Source organism: Fischerella muscicola PCC 7414, from assembly GCF_000317205.1.
GTDB lineage: Bacteria > Cyanobacteriota > Cyanobacteriia > Cyanobacteriales > Nostocaceae > Fischerella > Fischerella muscicola.
On record NZ_AJLK01000180.1, the window covers coordinates 1 to 17,590 of the forward strand.

General features: G+C 38.6%; 9 protein-coding genes and 1 pseudogene. 7 read left to right on the forward strand and 3 right to left on the reverse strand.

The features are described from left to right. The first annotated feature begins 1,453 nt into the window (after positions 1-1,453). Entirely contained in the window at positions 1,454-2,440 is a 987-nt protein-coding gene (locus tag UYI_RS0128240; protein WP_016870049.1) for a terpene synthase family protein, read from the forward strand. 91 nt (positions 2,441-2,531) lie between these two features. Then, positions 2,532-3,920, forward strand: a complete 1,389-nt coding sequence (locus tag UYI_RS0128245) for a cytochrome P450 (RefSeq protein WP_016870050.1) — start codon at positions 2,532-2,534, stop codon at positions 3,918-3,920. Between the two features lie 7 nt (positions 3,921-3,927). Here UYI_RS0128245 and UYI_RS0128250 read toward each other — a convergent pair whose 3' ends face one another. Both UYI_RS0128250 and UYI_RS0128255 read right to left on the reverse strand, forming a co-directional pair. After that, positions 3,928-9,597: an ATP-binding sensor histidine kinase gene (locus UYI_RS0128250; RefSeq protein ID WP_016870051.1), complete on the reverse strand. Its 5,670-nt coding sequence runs from the start codon at positions 9,595-9,597 to the stop codon at positions 3,928-3,930. A gap of 287 nt (positions 9,598-9,884) precedes the next feature. Next, positions 9,885-10,460: a response regulator gene (locus UYI_RS0128255; RefSeq protein ID WP_016870052.1), complete on the reverse strand. Its 576-nt coding sequence runs from the start codon at positions 10,458-10,460 to the stop codon at positions 9,885-9,887. A gap of 209 nt (positions 10,461-10,669) precedes the next feature. Here UYI_RS0128255 and lipA point away from each other — a divergent pair, with 209 nt between their 5' ends. Together lipA and psaX are read left to right on the forward strand one after the other, a co-directional pair. Next, complete coding sequence (gene lipA / locus UYI_RS0128260; RefSeq protein ID WP_016870053.1) at positions 10,670-11,545, forward strand: lipoyl synthase; 876 nt, start codon at positions 10,670-10,672, stop codon at positions 11,543-11,545. A gap of 246 nt (positions 11,546-11,791) precedes the next feature. Then, positions 11,792-11,938, forward strand: coding sequence for a photosystem I protein PsaX (gene psaX, locus UYI_RS0128265; RefSeq protein ID WP_026086226.1), 147 nt, complete (start codon positions 11,792-11,794; stop codon positions 11,936-11,938). A gap of 130 nt (positions 11,939-12,068) precedes the next feature. Here the strand turns inward: psaX and UYI_RS0128270 are convergent, their stop codons facing one another. Then, positions 12,069-12,935 carry a branched-chain amino acid ABC transporter permease gene (locus tag UYI_RS0128270; RefSeq protein WP_016870055.1) on the reverse strand — a complete coding sequence of 289 codons (867 nt, stop codon included), beginning with the start codon at positions 12,933-12,935 and terminating at the stop codon, positions 12,069-12,071. Between the two features lie 153 nt (positions 12,936-13,088). Here UYI_RS0128270 and hrmK point away from each other — a divergent pair. The 3 genes and pseudogenes from hrmK (at position 13,089) to UYI_RS0128290 (ending at position 17,575) form a co-directional block, all read left to right on the forward strand. Beyond that, positions 13,089-14,920: pseudogene (gene hrmK / locus UYI_RS0128280) on the forward strand (hybrid histidine kinase/response regulator HrmK). A gap of 543 nt (positions 14,921-15,463) precedes the next feature. Further along, positions 15,464-16,216 carry a response regulator transcription factor gene (locus UYI_RS0128285; protein WP_016870056.1) on the forward strand — a complete coding sequence of 251 codons (753 nt, stop codon included), beginning with the start codon at positions 15,464-15,466 and terminating at the stop codon, positions 16,214-16,216. Between the two features lie 42 nt (positions 16,217-16,258). Continuing rightward, positions 16,259-17,575, forward strand: coding sequence for a sensor histidine kinase (locus UYI_RS0128290; RefSeq protein WP_016870057.1), 1,317 nt, complete (start codon positions 16,259-16,261; stop codon positions 17,573-17,575). The last annotated feature ends 15 nt before the right edge of the window (positions 17,576-17,590 follow it).

Sequence of the window (17,590 nt, forward strand, 5' to 3'; positions counted from 1 at the left end):
GTTTTTATTTAAAAAGAAGTCCTTCTAGATATATGTCTAGGGGGACTCTTTTGTTTTATTATAGACTTCCTAAATATCGCTCTTCCTTTCTTCTGCTCTTGAGAAAGATGATTTTTTGCGGACATACGTGGCTGATACTAGCCTTAGTCAATACGGTTCGGATAAGAGAATTGGCCTACCGATAATCTTTGTAGAGACGCGAAATTTCGCGTCTCTACACATCTGAACATTCCCACGAATAACCCTTAACCGAACCATATTGCTAGCTTAGTTACTTCATCGTAGTCTTATACAATCAAGCTGTTAACAGCTTAATAACTTTTTGTCAATCTATCTATAGAATTATGATAATTTAATTGATATATTTATTACTTTAGAAAGATGCGGGTATTTTCACTTACTCACTTCAGTAAATATTTTTATAGAAGTTAGCTAATTTACAAATATATTAACTAGTATCACTGCACAGAAGTCAAAATTACTGGGTTTGTTGGCTTTGACCCCCTTATAAATAGTTACTTTATTTACAGTGCATAGTAATAGTAACTTGAAGTATTCTTTTTTAACCAAATTAAATATCTATCTATAAAATGTTATAAATTTTTTTACAACTCCATAAAAAACCCTTGAGAGATAAGTTACTGTTTATACTTAATTTTATAGATTTTCCTTCTATTATAGATTAATTCACCTAAGAAGCAGTAGTAAAAATTTCAATATCTAAATATACTTAGCTTAGTAAATAATAGGTAACTAAATTAAAAATATTTTGTTATTAATCGCACACTGTATTTTTTTGTTTAAATCAAGTTTAATAATTCTAGGTAATTACGGATAGATTTTTAATAAAAAATTAAACATTATATTTATCAATAGGTTTTAGGACGAAAATATAGTGAAGCAACACAAGCAGTATGGGCAAATTTCCCAAAAATTGGTTTTAATACTTGTTTAATTGCTTGTATGTTGAATAGATGTCTAAAACCCAGGATTTCCAAGAATTGGATGTAAATAAGTTCATCCTTATTATTGGTTAGTTGATCGTAGTTTATTTCTGCAAAATGTAATTGTAGACCCCAGATAAAGCTTAGTTCTACTATCAGCTTTGTCTAGATTGTGTATTCAAAAAAGCTATACTGTGTGGATTTATAGTGCAACTAAATAATCAACTAATTTGATTTAGAGATATGTGTGTAGATACCTCTGATAACATATAGCGCGGCTGATTGCAGATAAAGTCGCCCTTTCTTTGTGACATTAAGGATGAATGTTTAGTCATAACTGAAGGTATCAACTTGTTGTCTTATAAATCAAGTAAGTTTGCTATGGATATTTAGTCACAAAGTAAATCGTACTAATAGTTAGTACCCACAAGTATTTTCTTTAATTTTTATACGCATATTTACTTATGGGGTCAAGTCGATTTGGTGTTTACTTGACTTACAGAGCTTTTATGAATGAATTTACCTTACCTGAATTATACTGCCCGTTTTCATATCAAATTAACAAGTATGTCGACGTTTTAGAAAAACATGCTCTTGAATGGGTGCTTAAATACAACCTTTTAATTGATGAATCATATTATCAGTATTTCTGTAAGTCAAAAATTTTTTTACTAATAGCAGGTTCATATCCTTACTGTGAATTAGAAGAACTTAAGGTGGCTAATGATTGGTTAACTTGGATGATATTTTTGGATGATTATTATGATACTCCCCATTTTAAAAATCAACCCGAGTTAATCACAAAATTACATAATAGATTTTTTGAAATCTTGAATGGATCAGAAATCACAATTCAAGATACTCCCTATAGTCTTGCTTTAAATAACTTACGAAAACGGACACTTCAAATAGGAAGTGCTAAATGGTTCAATTTCTTTGTTTGTACTCTTAGTGAATTTCTAGATGGATGTGTTCAAGAAGCTAGCAACCGTGCTAAGGGCATTTTACCTGATGTTGAAACCTATATCATTCTACGTAGGTTAACTGGAGGAATGGGGCCTTTATTTGAATTAATAGAATTTTGTAATCATTTAGAGATTCCCTATTTATTGCGAGAAAACGTCTTTTTTAAAAAATTAAAAATGATGTCAAACAATATTATTTGCTGGTGTAACGATATCTACTCTACACCCAAGGAGCTTAAAATTGGTGATCCGCACAATTTAGTACTGTTACTAAAGAATCACAAGGAAATTTCTCTGAAACATGCCATTACACAGGTTTCAGAAATGCACGATCAAGAAGTACGAAAGATGATAGAGCTAGAATCAACTGTTCCATGTCTTGGACAAGAGTTAGATGATGAATTAGCTAAATATATATTAGGAATTCATGCCTGGGTAGCTAGTCATTTTCACTGGTATTCCCATTCTGGTCGCTATGAAGTTACAGAAAAGCTAACACTAGGAGAAGACCTGAAACTAGTTAAAGCTTAAAGAATAACAGTCTACTTCTGAGCAACAATTACTCTAGATATCATGCTGATACATGAGTAATTGTATAATTTATTTCTGGATAAAAATTCATATGCAATTACCCAATCGTCTTCCAATTCCCTCTTTTCTCCAAAAGCTTCATTGGGCTATTGATCCTGTGAGATATTTCGAGAGAGCAGCTCAGCAATATTCTGATATTTTTACTGCTCAAATCGTTGGTTTTGGAGACACTGTTGTATTCATTGCTCATCCGCAAGCAATACAAGAAATTTTTACGAATGATAGAAAGAAGTTTGTTGCTGCTGGTGAACTAAACAGGATTATGCAACCTTTGCTTGGAGAAAACTCATTATTGTCGCTAGACAGTAATAGCCACAAACGTCGGCGACAACTTTTAATGCCCTCTTTTCATGGAGAGCGGATACGAGCTTACGGTCAGCTAATCTGCAATATAGCTGAACAAATCTTGAGTCAGTTGCCACAAAATCAGCCATTCTTGGCTCACACTGTAATGCAGAAGATCTCCCTACAAGTCATCTTAAAGGTTGTTTTTGGCTTGAATGAGGGAGAACGTTGCCAAAAAATCCAAGATTTAATGCCATTGCTTTTAGATATATTTCGATCTCCCTTGAATTCTAGCTTCTTCCTTTTTTCTTTCCTACAGAAAGATGTAGGAGCTTGGAGTCCCTGGGGAAAGTTTCTGCGCCAAAGACAACAAATGGATGAATTAGTGTACGCTGAAATTGCTGAACGTCGTCATCAAGCAAGTCCTGAACGCATCGATATACTCTCATTGTTGATGTCTAGCTGTGATGAAAACGGTCAATCGATGACCAATTGGGAGCTACGTGATGAGTTAATGACTTTAGTGTTTGCTGGACATGAAACGACAGCAACGTCAATGGCTTGGGCATTTTATTGGATTCATCATTTACCGGAAGTCCACGAGAAACTGAAACAGGAACTTAATACCCTTGGAAATTCTCCAGACCCTATGAGAATTTTCCAACTTCCCTATTTGACTGCTGTCTGTAATGAAACCTTGCGAATTACCCCTGTTGTGCCATTTACACCACCCAGAATGGTACGTGAAACAGTGGAATTACTGGGACATCGATTAGAGCCTGGTACTGTGGTAATTCCCTCAATTTATTTAACTCATCAGCGTGAGGATATATATCCGCAACCCAAACAGTTTAAGCCAGAGCGTTTTCTGGAACGGCAATTTTCTCCCTATGAGTTCATACCATTTGGTGGTGGTGCTCGTGGCTGTATTGGTCAGGCTTTGGCTATGTTTGAAATGAAGCTAGTAATAGGAACAATCCTGTCACGCTATGAACTTGCACTGGTGGATAAGCGGCCTGAAAAACTTCAGCGTCGAGGTCTTGCGCTTGGGCCTGCAAATGGAGTCAAGATGGTAATTACAGGAGAGCGTAAGCAGCAAGAGTCTCAATCTAACTACACCTGTACTGCTGTCTGATACTTGTTCACTGTTGCATTGGAATCTCAATTACAAACTCAGTTCCTTGTCCTAGCTTAGAATCACAGATTAACTTACCCTTGTGTTTGTCTACAACAATTTGATAGCTAATCGACAACCCCAAACCTGTCCCACTTCCAACTGGTTTAGTAGTAAAAAATGGGTCAAAGATTTTTTGTTGTACCTCGGTATTGATACCAAGACCATTATCGGCAATACGAATCCTTACAGTATTTTTATCTGCTAGCTCAGTAAGAATGCGAATAGTAGGGACTGGGGACTGGTGATTTTCTTTATTCTTCTCATCCAATGCATCGATCGCATTAGACAAAATATTCATAAACACCTGATTTAACTGACCAGCATAACAAGTCAACTCTGGCAATTCTCCATATTCTTTGATGACTTGTATCTCAGAACGATCATTATTTGCTTTCAGCTTGTGTTGCAAGATCATCAAAGTATTGTCGATGCCTTCATGAATATCCACAGGCTTCATATCGGCTTCATCTAAGCGGGAGAAGTTGCGTAAACCCAAAACAATATTGCGGATACGTGAAGTTCCTAACTTCATAGAATCCAAAACTTTTGGCAAGTCCTGCACTAGGAAATCTAGGTCTATTTCTTCAGACTTTTCAGCAACTTGAGCAGAAGCATTGGGAAATTCATGCTGATAAATAGCAATCAACTCTAATAAATCTTGCACATACTCTTGTGCATGAGTAATGTTGCCATGAATAAAGTTGATGGGATTGTTGATTTCATGGGCAATCCCGGCTACCATTTGCCCTAAACTAGACATCTTTTCACTTTGAATCAGTTGTGTTTGGGTGTTTTGCAAATCCACTATTGCTTGTTTTAAGCGCTGATTATTCTCGTTAAGTTCCTGGGTTCTGCGTTCAACTTTCTCTTCTAAAGTATGGCTATATTCCTCCAAGCGTTCTTTTGCTTGTGCCAAATCCTTGTAGAGGATAGCATTCTCGAGAGAGATTGCCGCTTGGGTCGTAATTACTTGCAGAAGTTCTAGGCGATCGCGTGTAAACGCTCCTGTTGTCAGATTATTTTCTAGATACAATATACCAAGGAGTTTTCCCTGATTAATAAGCGGAATACATAACAGACTCTTGGGCCGCTCACGAATAATGTAGCGATCATTTGCTAGAAAATCTTCTAATTTGGCATCATCAACAACAAAGATTTCCTTTGTACGTTTGACATAATTAATCAAATTAATTGGCAAGTCATAGCTACAAGAAAGGCTAATTGCAGGGAATTCAGTGTAAGTAGATGCCAAAGTGGAATTGGAACTCATAGCAGTAACGTTTAAGTCCAAGTCATCACCTGGATTCAGCATTAAAGCACATTTAGAAGCTCCTGCATTTTCCATGACTACTTTCATTAAAGTAGATAATAACTGCTCTAGTTCAATTTCTCCAGACAGTGCTTGTGAAGCTCTAATCACAGCAGTCAAATCTAAAGAGTCAGAAATACTTGTGCGAGAGCTAATTAAAGTTTGGTGACTGCTTTGGGTAGATAAAGTGGTGTGATGAGAAAGAGTACTTTTTTCACTGGTATATGGACTTAGTTTCCCTTGCTGGAGAATAGGAGCAAGTAATTGAGGATAGCGTTTTGCCAAATTGTCAACTTTGGCTTTTGCTCCCCAGCGCAAATAACAATAATATGCATCAGTGAGGTAAGTTTGGGCTATTTTGTGTTTGCCCCATTCTAGATAGAACTTAGCGGCAAGTTCGTTAGCAAGAGCTTCTTCATTTATGTATTCATTTTCTCTGGCTAGAGCAATAGCGCGATCATAAGAGTCAATTGCTTCAAGATATTTACCCAAAACCCGATGCTGCTCTGCCTCTACTAAATAATATTTGTGCAGATAATTCATTGGAGCATGATGTGCCCATTTTTGCATCTTGTTCTGATTAGCTTGTATTCTATCAAGAATCTGCTGTTGCTCAGAATTGCGTACTTCTGAATACACAGCCAATCGTACCAATGAATCATAAAAATGGAAAAGAGGAAAAACTAACTGTCCTATGCCGCCCTGTAAATAATTTTCTGCTAGGTTGGCATTTTCAATACCTTGATGAAATTCCTGAAATAGATAACAAAGATACACTTTATTGAAAAATAAAAAGAGAAGTCCCATGACATCATTATTTTGCAGGTGAATCGGTAACATATTTTCCTCATCATATGATTCACCGCTTAAACAACAGGGGTTTTCCCTACTCTCTAATAAATTCAAAACACTCTGCCGATAAATTTCATTCCAGTAAAATACTGTTTTTTGATTAATTTGAGCTATTTCCTTGCTGTAGTTTGCTATCTCCTGTTTTAGCTCTGTCAATTCTTTGCCTATGAAATATGAACAGTAGCAATAAGCATTTAAAGAATAAGCACCATATTCTAAATCTCCAGTTTCTAATCCAACGAAGTAAGCTTCCAGTATAGGTTTTAATATTGTCCTAGCGTGTTCTTTCCAATGTCTGAGAATTATATGAAATGACGCTATGCTTTTGGCTTTGACTTCTTTGCCATTGAACTTAGTCAACACATTTGTACCTAATTTACCAAATTGATAGCCAGATTCAATATCTCCAACTCCCCCACAGAGGAATAAGCCGTAATTAACATATACATAAGCAGAAAATGAAGTATTGCCATATTTCAGAGATAAATGGATTTGTTGAAAACAAATCAGTGGATACAATTCAGGAGCAGATAGATAGGCATAGCTACTTGCAGTTAATAGAATACGCATAACTGCTAATGGTTGGGCTTCTGTCATTTCTGGCAGGTCGATTAAGTCCTCAATGCATCTCTCATTTAAATTTGAGGTTATTTCTGCCATTGCTAGCTGTAAATCAGACTGGGTAGGATTCTCAGGAAATTCTACTCCCAGCTGCTTGAGAACTGTGAGCGCAGTTTTGACTGCTTTTAGTGCTTGGTTCTGTGCTCCATAAGTTTTAATAGTTAATTCATAAACTTTCACTTTTTCCAGCAGTGTTTTAGCTTGTGCTAAAACGATCTGGACAAATTGCTCCATTTGTTCAAAATCACCAGCCAGGTATGCCGCTTCTGCTGCTGTTTCATGTAAAGATAAAGTCAGATCGTATTGTCTGTGCCAGCTATCCTCTTTTAATAATTCGATACCAGTAGTTAAATATTTAATTGCTGTTGCATAAGCTGTTGATGCTAAAGCTCTACGTCCGGCAATTAAATTCATATTAGCTAGTTCATCACTTTCTACCGGATTGGTGATTAAATCTACTGCTATATTGAACTGATTGACCAGAGAAAAAATGTTTTCCTCCCAATCTTGAATTGGGATTTTTTTTAATAACAGCTTGCCAATTTTGAGATGAATTGATTTTTTCTTGTCTTCAGGAATTAGTGAATAAGCAGCTTGCTGGACTCGGTCATGGACAAATTTATATTTTGGTAATTGATTATTGGTAATTGATAATTGAGTTGATTGCTTCTCATTACCTATGAACAACGACTGATTATTTTCTTCAATAAATAACTTGTAGTCATCAGTTTCAGGTATTATTAATCCTTCGTGTAAAGCAGTCCACAAATCTGAAGCAGTATCTATTGCATTTTTTTCATACACAATTGATAGGGTTTTGAGGTCAAATTGGTTGCCAATACAAGCTGCTAATTTCAGGACTTCTTGGGTATGCTTTGGCAAATTTTCTAGTTGCATAGCCATAAATTTCACAACGTCGTCTGTAAGCGACAACGTCATAATCTCCGACAGATTATATTGCCAATAACCAACATCAAAATGAAATTTAATTAGTTGCTCTGCATGTAAAGACTTAAGGAACTGATTGGTAAAAAATGGATTACCTTTAGTCTTGGCAAATACCATTTGGGTCAAAGGAATAGCGATTGCTTCTGGACAATGAAGAGTGTCAGCAATCAAGCGATTTAAATCACTTTGACTTAATGATTTTAGTGTTATGTTATTAATAACACCTCTAATTTTTTCAATTTCATTGAATGTTAAATAAAGTGGATGTGTTCTAGAGACTTCATTATCTCGATATGCACCAATTAGTAATAGGCTTCCCTCATTAGTACCTATTTCTTCCGCCTCATACTCTTGTGTATTCTCCGATTTAGTTGAATACAATAGAGGAGACTGACTTGAAGTTGTTAGTAATTGGATAAATTTTAAAGAAGCGGCATCTGCCCATTGCAAGTCATCCAAAAATATAACCAAGGGATGCTCTTTGCTGGTAAAAACCTGGATAAATCTTTGAAATAATAAATTAAAACGATTTTCAGCAGCATTGCTAGACAGTTCATCAACTGGAGGTTGCTTACCGGTTATTTGTTCTAGTTGAGGAATGACATTAATAATGACTTGAGCTTGATCGCCTAAAGCTGCCAATATTTTGGCTTTCCATAGTTGAATTTCAGCATTAGATTCTAATAATAGTTGCCTGATTAAATCGCGGAAAGCTTCTACCCACCCAGCAAAAGGAATATCACGTTGAAATTGGTCAAATTTTCCTCTAATGAAGTAGCTGTGCTGGCGGGCAATGGGTTTATGAACTTCGTTGACTACAGCAGTTTTACCAACACCAGGATCACCAACGACCAATATCATCTCGGTTCTCCTTAATTCATTCATCAGGGGGTTAGCAAGGCGTTCAAAAGCAGCGAGTAAAGTTTCTACTTCCCGTTGACGACCATAGAGTTTTTCGGGAATAAGAAAACGGTCTGAGATATCCCGAGTTGCTAACTCAAATGCATCGATCTTGCCAGTCTCTTGTAACTGTTGTTTGCATATCTCTAAGTCGTGCTTTAAACCTAAGGCACTCTGATAGCGATCTTCAGCATTTTTTGCCATTAGCTTGCTGATGATGTCAGACAAAATTGGTGGAATCCCAGAATTAACTTGGCTAGCTTTTGGTGCTTCCTTGGCAATGTGAGAGTAAACCAACTCCATTGAGTCAATGGCGGTGAAGGGTAAATGTCCTGTAAGAAGTTCAAAGAAAGTGACGCCAAGGGAATAAAAGTCGGTGCGGTAGTCAATTCCCCGATTCATTCGCCCAGTTTGTTCTGGAGAAATGTAGGATAACGTACCTTCTAAAACATTGGGATTAGTGAAACATTGAATCTCTCTTGGTAAAAGGGAGGCAATACTGAAGTCAATAATTTTGATCTCTTTTGTGGTGGGTTTGATCAAAATATTAGCGGGTTTGATGTCTTTATGAATGACACGTTGACGATGCAGTTGGTCAAGGATGGAAGTAATTTGAATGCTAATATCAAGAAAATCAGTGATAGATAATTCAAATTTATTTATTTCTCCAACTCTAGGAATTTCTACACTTTTTTTGCCTAGCCATTGTTGAAGTGAAATACCACCAAAGTCTTCCATGACTATGGCATAGCCATTGTGATAATTTTCTAAACTATAAGTTTTAACTATACCTGGAAAATCAAGTTTTTTGGTAATTGTATACTGATTGCGAAATTGAGCTAATTCATTGAGGCTGGGGTATTCATTCCGCATCAGCTTGATAACCACGGGTTGTTGGTCTTGATCTCTTATACCCCGATAAACAACAGTTCTACTACCTAAGTAGATTTGCTCAGTAATGCAATAGCCAGGAAAGGGAACAATTCTATCTGATGCTACTAACATGCTTCTAGCCAGGTCTAATTATGGTGTCCATAAATTTAGTATTCCCACCCATCTATTGCTGATATCATCTACTTTCATCAAATTGTGTGTATTTTTTGCAATATATATAGCAGAAAAAACGAACACAGATGCACACAGATGAAGCTGTACTTCATCCAAAACAGAAGCGCTGTAAGTAAACTCATACATCGACTATATGAAGTGATCAAAATAATATTTATTCAAATAAAAAAGCCTGCTTCAGCAGGCTAGTGGCTCTAATTGTGAGCATAAAAGTTTAATTAATACTACTTAATTTTCTGTTTGATAAAGGTTACAACCTGAGCTAATTGTTTCTTCAAAGCATCTATTTCCGCCTGCATTTTGAGTATTTTTTCATTCAATGCCTGAATCTCGTTACCTGGGGAAGTCATGCCGACATCAGGATTTGGTATGGAACTGTTCTCAGTAGTAGATATTGCAACTGGTACAGGTTCTTGGCGTAGCTGTTTGGCTTTTGTCATGGCTGACTTAATTGCGCCAATGAGTTGCTTTTGATCAAAAGGCTTACCGAGAAATTCAAAATTTTCAAAAGGTTCTGAGATTTTCTCTGTAACCTCTTCCTTCCTACCAGACATGATTACTAGAGGAATTTTCCTGAGATCAGGTTGCGATTGAATCTGCTGAAAAACTTCCCAACCGCTCATTTTTGGCAACAGGAAATCCAACATTATCAGGCTGAATTTTTCCTGACGGATGAGATTCAGTCCTTCTACGCCGTCTTTTGCTTCCAATACATCAAAGTTGCCCGGAGGCAACATTTCTCGTACTTTTACCCGGACAACTGTAGTGTCATCGATAACTAGAACTTTGTTACTTGCCACGACTGCTTGCTCTAACAGAAACTTTAGGTTTTGATACGGTTTTTACTGCCTTACGGCTCTTGAATTCTCCCACTATACTCAATATTTCTCTTGATTGGGGGATAGTATTTTCCAGGAGAAGCTTTGACATATGAAAGTGTTTTAATTAACTTCGACTTTGGTTGACTGTAATTTGTGTCATGGTGATAAAGAAGGATGAAGGATGAAGGATGAAGGCTGAAAGAAACAACAAGTCTGAAATTTCTGCGATGCCAACGTGGTTGCGTCGCCCTATTGGCAAAGCTAGTGAACTCTCGACGGTACAACGTATTATCAAGCAGCGCCAGATTCACACGATTTGTGAAGAAGGACGTTGTCCGAATCGAGGAGAGTGTTACGCCCAAAAAACTGCGACTTTTTTACTCATGGGGCCGACTTGCACAAGGTCTTGTGCTTTTTGTCAAGTAGATAAAGGACATGCACCGATGCCTTTAGATCCAGAAGAACCGAAAAAGGTGGCAGAAGCTGTACAAATTTTGGGATTACGTTATGTGGTGCTGACTTCTGTAGCGCGTGATGATTTATCCGATCAAGGTGCTGGTTGGTTTGTGAAGACAATGGAGGTGATTCGCCAGGTGAACCCAGAGACGCAAATTGAGGTGTTGACTCCAGATTTTTATGGAGAAAGGCAACGTATAGCTGCGATCGCTAACGCCAAGCCAGCTTGTTATAACCATAATATCGAGACAGTACGGCGGTTAACTGGGCCTGTACGCCGAGGTGCGAAGTATGATCGCTCACTTCTAGTTTTACAAATTGTTAAAGATATCGACCCCACTATCCCCACTAAATCCGGTTTGATGCTAGGACACGGAGAAACTGTGGCAGAAGTCATCGAAACTATGGCAGATCTCCGTCAAATCGGATGCGATCGCTTGACAATTGGCCAGTATATGCGTCCTTCATTAGAACATTTACCAGTGCAAAAATACTGGACACCAGCAGAATTTGACGAATTGGGTGCGATCGCCAAAGAAATGGGGTTCAGCCATGTCCGTTCCGGTCCTCTAGTTCGCAGTTCTTATCATGCTGGAGAGGAAGGGTAGGGAGAGTATGAGGAGTATGAGGGGTGTGAGGGGTGTGAGGAGAAAAGACTTTTTATATTTCTCACACTTTTCCCCCACTCCTCATACTTCCCCACTCCTCACACTCCCTCCACTTCTCGATCTCCCCATCTCCCCACCTCCCTCCCACTTGCTACCCAAAATCACGAAAATATTTTTAACGAAAGTGGCGAAATGGGACATCTGTTTGGTATTTCTGAAGAAGTCCTTAAGTTAGGAGATCATTTTATGGCAAAAGCAGATACTACAGCAGATTTACCTGTAGCTAAATCAACAACAGCTAAACCCCCCTACACATTTCGTACAGGTTGGGCTTTGCTCTTGTTAGCTATTAACTTCCTTGTGGCAGCCTATTACTTCCACATTATTGAATAGTGAAGCGGGTTAACTTCTGATCTAAATCAGGGATTGGGGAGAAGAAAAAGGTTGAAGGGGAAACAAGGGAGAAAAAATGCTTCCTTGTCCTCCTTGTCTCCCTTGTCTCCCCAATCTCCGTTCCCCAGATTCAGATCGTGCCTTTAAATAAACCCTTGGGGCGAATTAGTAGCACTAAAATCATAATTAACAGAGCTATCCCTTGTTTATACTGAGAACCAAGCAGAGGTGTGCTGACTTCTTGAACAATGCCAATAATAAAAGCTGCGGCGATCGCACCGTAAGGATTACCAATTCCACCTAAAATTACTGAAGCAAACAAAGGTAGTATTAAAAACCAACCCATGTTTGGGCGTACAGCTTCACTCAGCCCTAACATACTTCCGCCCAAAGAAGTTAAGCTACCTGCTATCACCCAAGTCCACAATACAATTTGGTCAACATTGATACCAGAGACTCGTGCTAAGTCAATATCATCAGCAACGGCTCGCATTGCTTTACCGATTTTGGTATTTTGTAAGAGGTAATGCAGAACCAAAATGACTAATATTGCTAAAACAACCACCAACAGCTTGACTTGAGGTATCTTGATTCCCCAAAAGTCCAAGGCCGGAGCAATAGGGACATTGTATTTTTGGTTACTACCACCCCAGAAGAAGATAATGCCATTGCGAAGGAATAGAGCAAGTCCAATAGAAATAATAATGAAGGTAGTGGAAGTAGCCCGAATCGAACGCATTCTTGACCACAGTAATTTTTCTGACAGCAGCATGACAGCAACAGTCCCTACTGCTGCTAATATCATTGATAGCCAAATATTTATGCCAGTGGAATTGACAAGCAGTGTTAAATAAGCACCGAGAGTGAGAAAGTCACCGTGAGCAAAATTTGACAACCGTAAAATCCCATAAGTGAGAGTAAGTCCGACTGCGCCCAAAGCGATAATACTCCCTACCGAAATACCATTGACTACTAATTGAACTAGTTGTGCATTCATATAAAAATTTCATCCAAAAATCTTTTGTATTGCTTTTAAACTCGACATTTCCAGTTTTAGTTTATAAATATAAAAAGAGGAGTGCGTTAATATACATAGCATCCTATTTGCACTTTTGTGCAAAGCTAAACTTCTTGAGCGGTCTAGTTGACCATGCAGCAGTATTCAAGCTTACCAGAACAAAACTCACAAGTAGATGCAACACCAACAGTTTTGACAACTATCCAACAACTGCGGGCTGAGTTGTGGCTGGAACGCAGCTTAAATCGGTTGCAAAATCGCTTGAATGATTGCCTTGTGAATCTCACTAGCAATCAACAAACAGGGGCGGGTGAAGCAGAGATTTTTCAAACTGTGGTCAATGAGCTAAACAGCGTTTTGAATAATAGTAAGGTGGCGATCGCACTTGTAGAACCACAACAAACTGTTGGCAAAGTTTGTTTTGTTCCTACTTCTCCACCCCAAAATTTACCATCACTAGTGCTAAAAGGGATGGTGAAAAAGAAAAAAAACTTCGTTTGAGATTAGCAGAAGAAATAGACATTGATGATTTGCAGTTGCTTGAACAGCAGAAACCGCCTAGTGCTTGGCAGTTAGCTACTGATATCGATGGTGTCATTGGCTGGTTAATAATTATCAGAACACCTGTAGAGTCTGATGGCAATTCATTCAAAGACACTTGTGTGCAAATCACATCCCAACTGCTGACATGCGCTGCCCAGCAATGCGTTACAACTATAACCCAATTCCGGAAAATACAATCTTTGCAGCAACACTGCCAACATTTAAAAACGATCAATCAGGAACTAGAACGTACTCATCAACTTAAAAATCAATTTTTAGCAAACACCAGTCACGAAATCCGCACTCCTCTCAGTTCAATTACTGGTTTTACCCACCTGCTTTTAGCCCAAGGCTACGATCCCTCTAAAGAACGTCATCAAGAGTACTTAAGCATTATTCAATCTAGTAGTAAACACTTGTTGGCTTTGATTAACGATATTTTGGATCTGTCTAAAATTGAAGCCAATCAATTGGAAATGCAATGGGAAAAAGTTGATTTGCAAACATTGTGTCGCAATGTTTTAATTTTAGTGAAAGAAAAAGCCGCTAATAAAGGTTTAAAACTCTCACTCGAATTAGATCCTAGCGTTAATACCTTATTAGCTGATTCCTTGCGGCTCAAGCAAATGCTGCTGAACTTGTTATTTAACGCCTTGAAATTCACCACTAATGGCACTGTTGGTTTACAAGTTAAACCCAAAAATTCTTGGATATATTTCACTGTTTGGGATACTGGTACTGGCATCTCTCAAAAACACCAAGCAGAACTTTTTCAACCTTATTTTCAAATTTCCAACAGTGTAGTTAGTCGAAACGAAGGCACGGGTTTAGGATTGGTAGTGACTCGAAAACTCGCTGAACTCCACGGTGGTAGCATAGAAGTAGAATCAGAACTAGGTTGTGGTTCCCGTTTTACGATTGTACTACCCCTCAAGCAGGAGAATGAAAGTGGGGGAGTAAGGGGAGTGGGAGAAGTGGGGGGAGTAGGGGAAGATGCGAAGAGTGAGGATATACCTAGTTCCCTTCAACCAGTCTCCATAAATAACCATTCCCCAAATATTTTGTTGGTAGAAGACGATTCACATAATGCCCAACTGATGCAAATTTATCTGGAAAGATTAGGCTATCAGATCAATTGGGCAAATAATGGTGAGCAAATGTGGAAAATATTAAACAGGCAAAAGCCAGCAGTAATTTTATTGGATATTAAATTACTAAATGAGAATGGTTTAGCAATCATACAACAATTGCAAGAACATCAGCAGTATCAAAGCATCCCTATAATTGTGCAAACTGCAATGGCGATGAAAGGCGATCGCGAAATTTGCCTAGCAGCAGGAGTCAATGAATATATTTCTAAACCGATAGATTTGCCACTACTAGGCAGTTTGGTGGCGAAATACGCTAAACCAACTATATGAGGGGAAAGGGGAAGGGAGTATGTGGTTTTGTAGGGTGTGTTGTCGCAGCGCAACGCACCAAGGAGTGATTTTCGGTGCGTTAGGACATTGGGTCCATAAGGCAACGGCAATAAAGCGGGAGGAATATCCACACCGATGACAGCCTCTCCTACCAAATTCAAGCCAAGGTCAGTTATACTTTTCGACTTGTGTGTACACGTAGCCTTGTAGGGGAAGGGTTAGGCTTAATGCTAAGATTGAAAACTTTGATGAAAAAATAGCGAGCGCAAATTCTATCAATTAAAGCCAAAATTCACAAAAATCAGCAATTATTTGTGAAATAGTTTGTTTAGGTATTGATCAAAAAAATTACTATCAACCGTTAATTACCAATAACCTTCTATGAAAGAATCCTATATTTTTTTGCTTAGATGGTTTATAATAAATGGCATATTGTTATATTAACTACCAAAAATCATAGTTTCCAAATCAAACAAGCGTAGAAGCACGGTTGTCTGATGAATATATTGATACAGCTACAATTGCAGAATTTTGTGAGCATCAATGCATACTAGTGAATCAACTAAGTATTCTCCAACGACAGACATCGGTCAAAGAAGTCGTATTTTAGTTGTTGAAGATGAAGAACTAATCCGAGAAATGATAGTTCTGGCTTTGGAGGAGGAGGGATATGGAGTAGTAACAGCGGCAGATGGTCGCTCAGCCGTAGAACAGTTAAAAAGTTTTGAAGCCAACTCAGGGGAACCTACTTTTGATTTAGTCATCCTAGATTTGATGCTACCTCACATTAATGGTTTAGATGTCTGCCGCTTACTGCGCTATCAAGGCAACCCAGTACCTATTCTCATGCTCAGTGCGAAAGGCAGTGAAACTGACCGTGTTTTAGGTTTGGAAGTGGGAGCTGATGACTATTTAACAAAACCTTTTAGTATGAGGGAATTAGTAGCTCGGTGTCGTGCTTTGCTGCGTCGCCAACGCTTGAGCACTTTACCACAACTACCAGCACTCCAGTATAAAGAAATTACTCTATATCCACAAGAATGCCGCGTCTTAGTTCGTGGTCAGGAGGTAAGTCTCTCACCAAAGGAATTCCGCTTGTTAGAACTGTTTATGAGTTACGCCCGCAGAGTATGGTCACGGGAACAGTTACTAGATCAGGTTTGGGGACCAGATTTTGTCGGAGACAGTAAAACAGTTGATGTTCACATCCGTTGGTTACGGGAAAAATTAGAGCAAGATCCTAGCCGTCCTGAATATATTGTGACTGTACGCGGTTTTGGTTATAGATTTGGCTAAGTTGTTAGTTATGATCTGTGCGAAAGCAACTAACAACTTGTGATGTTAGTATTTAGTTTTCTTTTCGGTCTGACAATTGGACTCGGGGTTTGGATTTGCCAAATGGTGCAACTGCGCCGCCTGATCGGAAAAATACCGCCCTCATTAAAATCACAACCTAGTGATATTGCACTACCGCTGATTCCACGCTTGCGGCACGAAATTGCCGAGTTGAAACAGCAGCAGTTATATTTGCAACAAATTATTAATAATTATCAAGCACTGTTAGAGTCAGCGCCCGTAGGATACTTGCAGGTAGATGAAGAAAATCAGATGCTGTGGTGTAATCAGCAGGCGCGAGAGATGTTGTATGTGCAAAGGTGGCAACCGGGACAAATACGGTTGTTGTTAGAGTTAGTGCGGTCTTATGAACTAGACCAGTTAATTGAACAAACTCGCGATCGCCAGCAATCTCAAATCAAAGAATGGGTATTTCACCCCTCTTGTGAAAATGCGGCAGCAATGTTAGAACAAAAGCCTGTAGTATTACGAGCTACTAGCTTGCCTTTATCCCAGGGAGAAGTTGGCGTATTCTTGGAAAATCGCCAAATACTGCTAGAAATTAACCAAGCACGTGACCGCGCTTTCTCCGACCTAGCCCACGAACTGAGAACGCCATTAACGTCTATTCGGTTGGTAGTAGAAACTTTGCAAGACCGCATTGAAGCACCTTTAGATCGCTGGGTTAATCGCCTCATGCAGGAAGTTGACCGACTGATTTCTTTGGTGCAAAGCTGGTTAGAACTCACCCAACTGGAAACCGATCCCACCCTCAAACTCAACCGCCAATCTACAGAAGTGCGATCGCTAATTAGCAAAGTCTGGGAAAGTCTTGAACCCCTAGCAGCACGCTATCAAGTCCAGCTTATCTATAAAGGACCGGAAAATATTTTGCTTAATGCAGATGCTTCCCGTCTTTACCAAGTTTTCCTGAATTTGTTGGACAATAGCATCAAGTACAGCCCTTTTGGCGGTACTATTACTGTTGAAACAAAAATCTTAAATGTAGAAAATAATAGTAGTACTAAACCAACTACACCAGCCAATCTTGAAGTGAATATTGTTGACTCTGGAGTGGGTTTTGCCGAGGCAGATTTACCCCATGTTTTTGAACGATTTTATCGGGGAGATCAAGCACGCACTCGTGACAAAACAGTAGAAACTTTTTCTACAACAACAGTAGTGGGTAGTGGTTTAGGTTTGGCGATCGTCCGTCAAATAATTCTGGCTCATAGCGGTTCCATCAAAGCCATGAATCACCCCATTACAGGTGGTGCATGGATACAGTTTGTACTACCCGAGGTCATGGCAAATTCTTAAAGCCAAGACTATATT

Excerpts from the sequence above, each read along its gene's own strand:
- UYI_RS0128240 (WP_016870049.1), top strand. The coding sequence starts at position 1,454 with ATGAATGAATTTACCTTACCTGAATTATACTGCCCGTTTTCATATCAA.
- UYI_RS0128245 (WP_016870050.1), top strand. The coding sequence starts at position 2,532 with ATGCAATTACCCAATCGTCTTCCAATTCCCTCTTTTCTCCAAAAGCTT.
- UYI_RS0128250 (WP_016870051.1), bottom strand. The coding sequence starts at position 9,597 with ATGTTAGTAGCATCAGATAGAATTGTTCCCTTTCCTGGCTATTGCATT.
- lipA (WP_016870053.1), top strand. The coding sequence starts at position 10,670 with ATGAAGGCTGAAAGAAACAACAAGTCTGAAATTTCTGCGATGCCAACG.
- psaX (WP_026086226.1), top strand. The coding sequence starts at position 11,792 with ATGGCAAAAGCAGATACTACAGCAGATTTACCTGTAGCTAAATCAACA.
- UYI_RS0128270 (WP_016870055.1), bottom strand. The coding sequence starts at position 12,935 with ATGAATGCACAACTAGTTCAATTAGTAGTCAATGGTATTTCGGTAGGG.
- UYI_RS0128285 (WP_016870056.1), top strand. The coding sequence starts at position 15,464 with ATGCATACTAGTGAATCAACTAAGTATTCTCCAACGACAGACATCGGT.
- UYI_RS0128290 (WP_016870057.1), top strand. The coding sequence starts at position 16,259 with ATGTTAGTATTTAGTTTTCTTTTCGGTCTGACAATTGGACTCGGGGTT.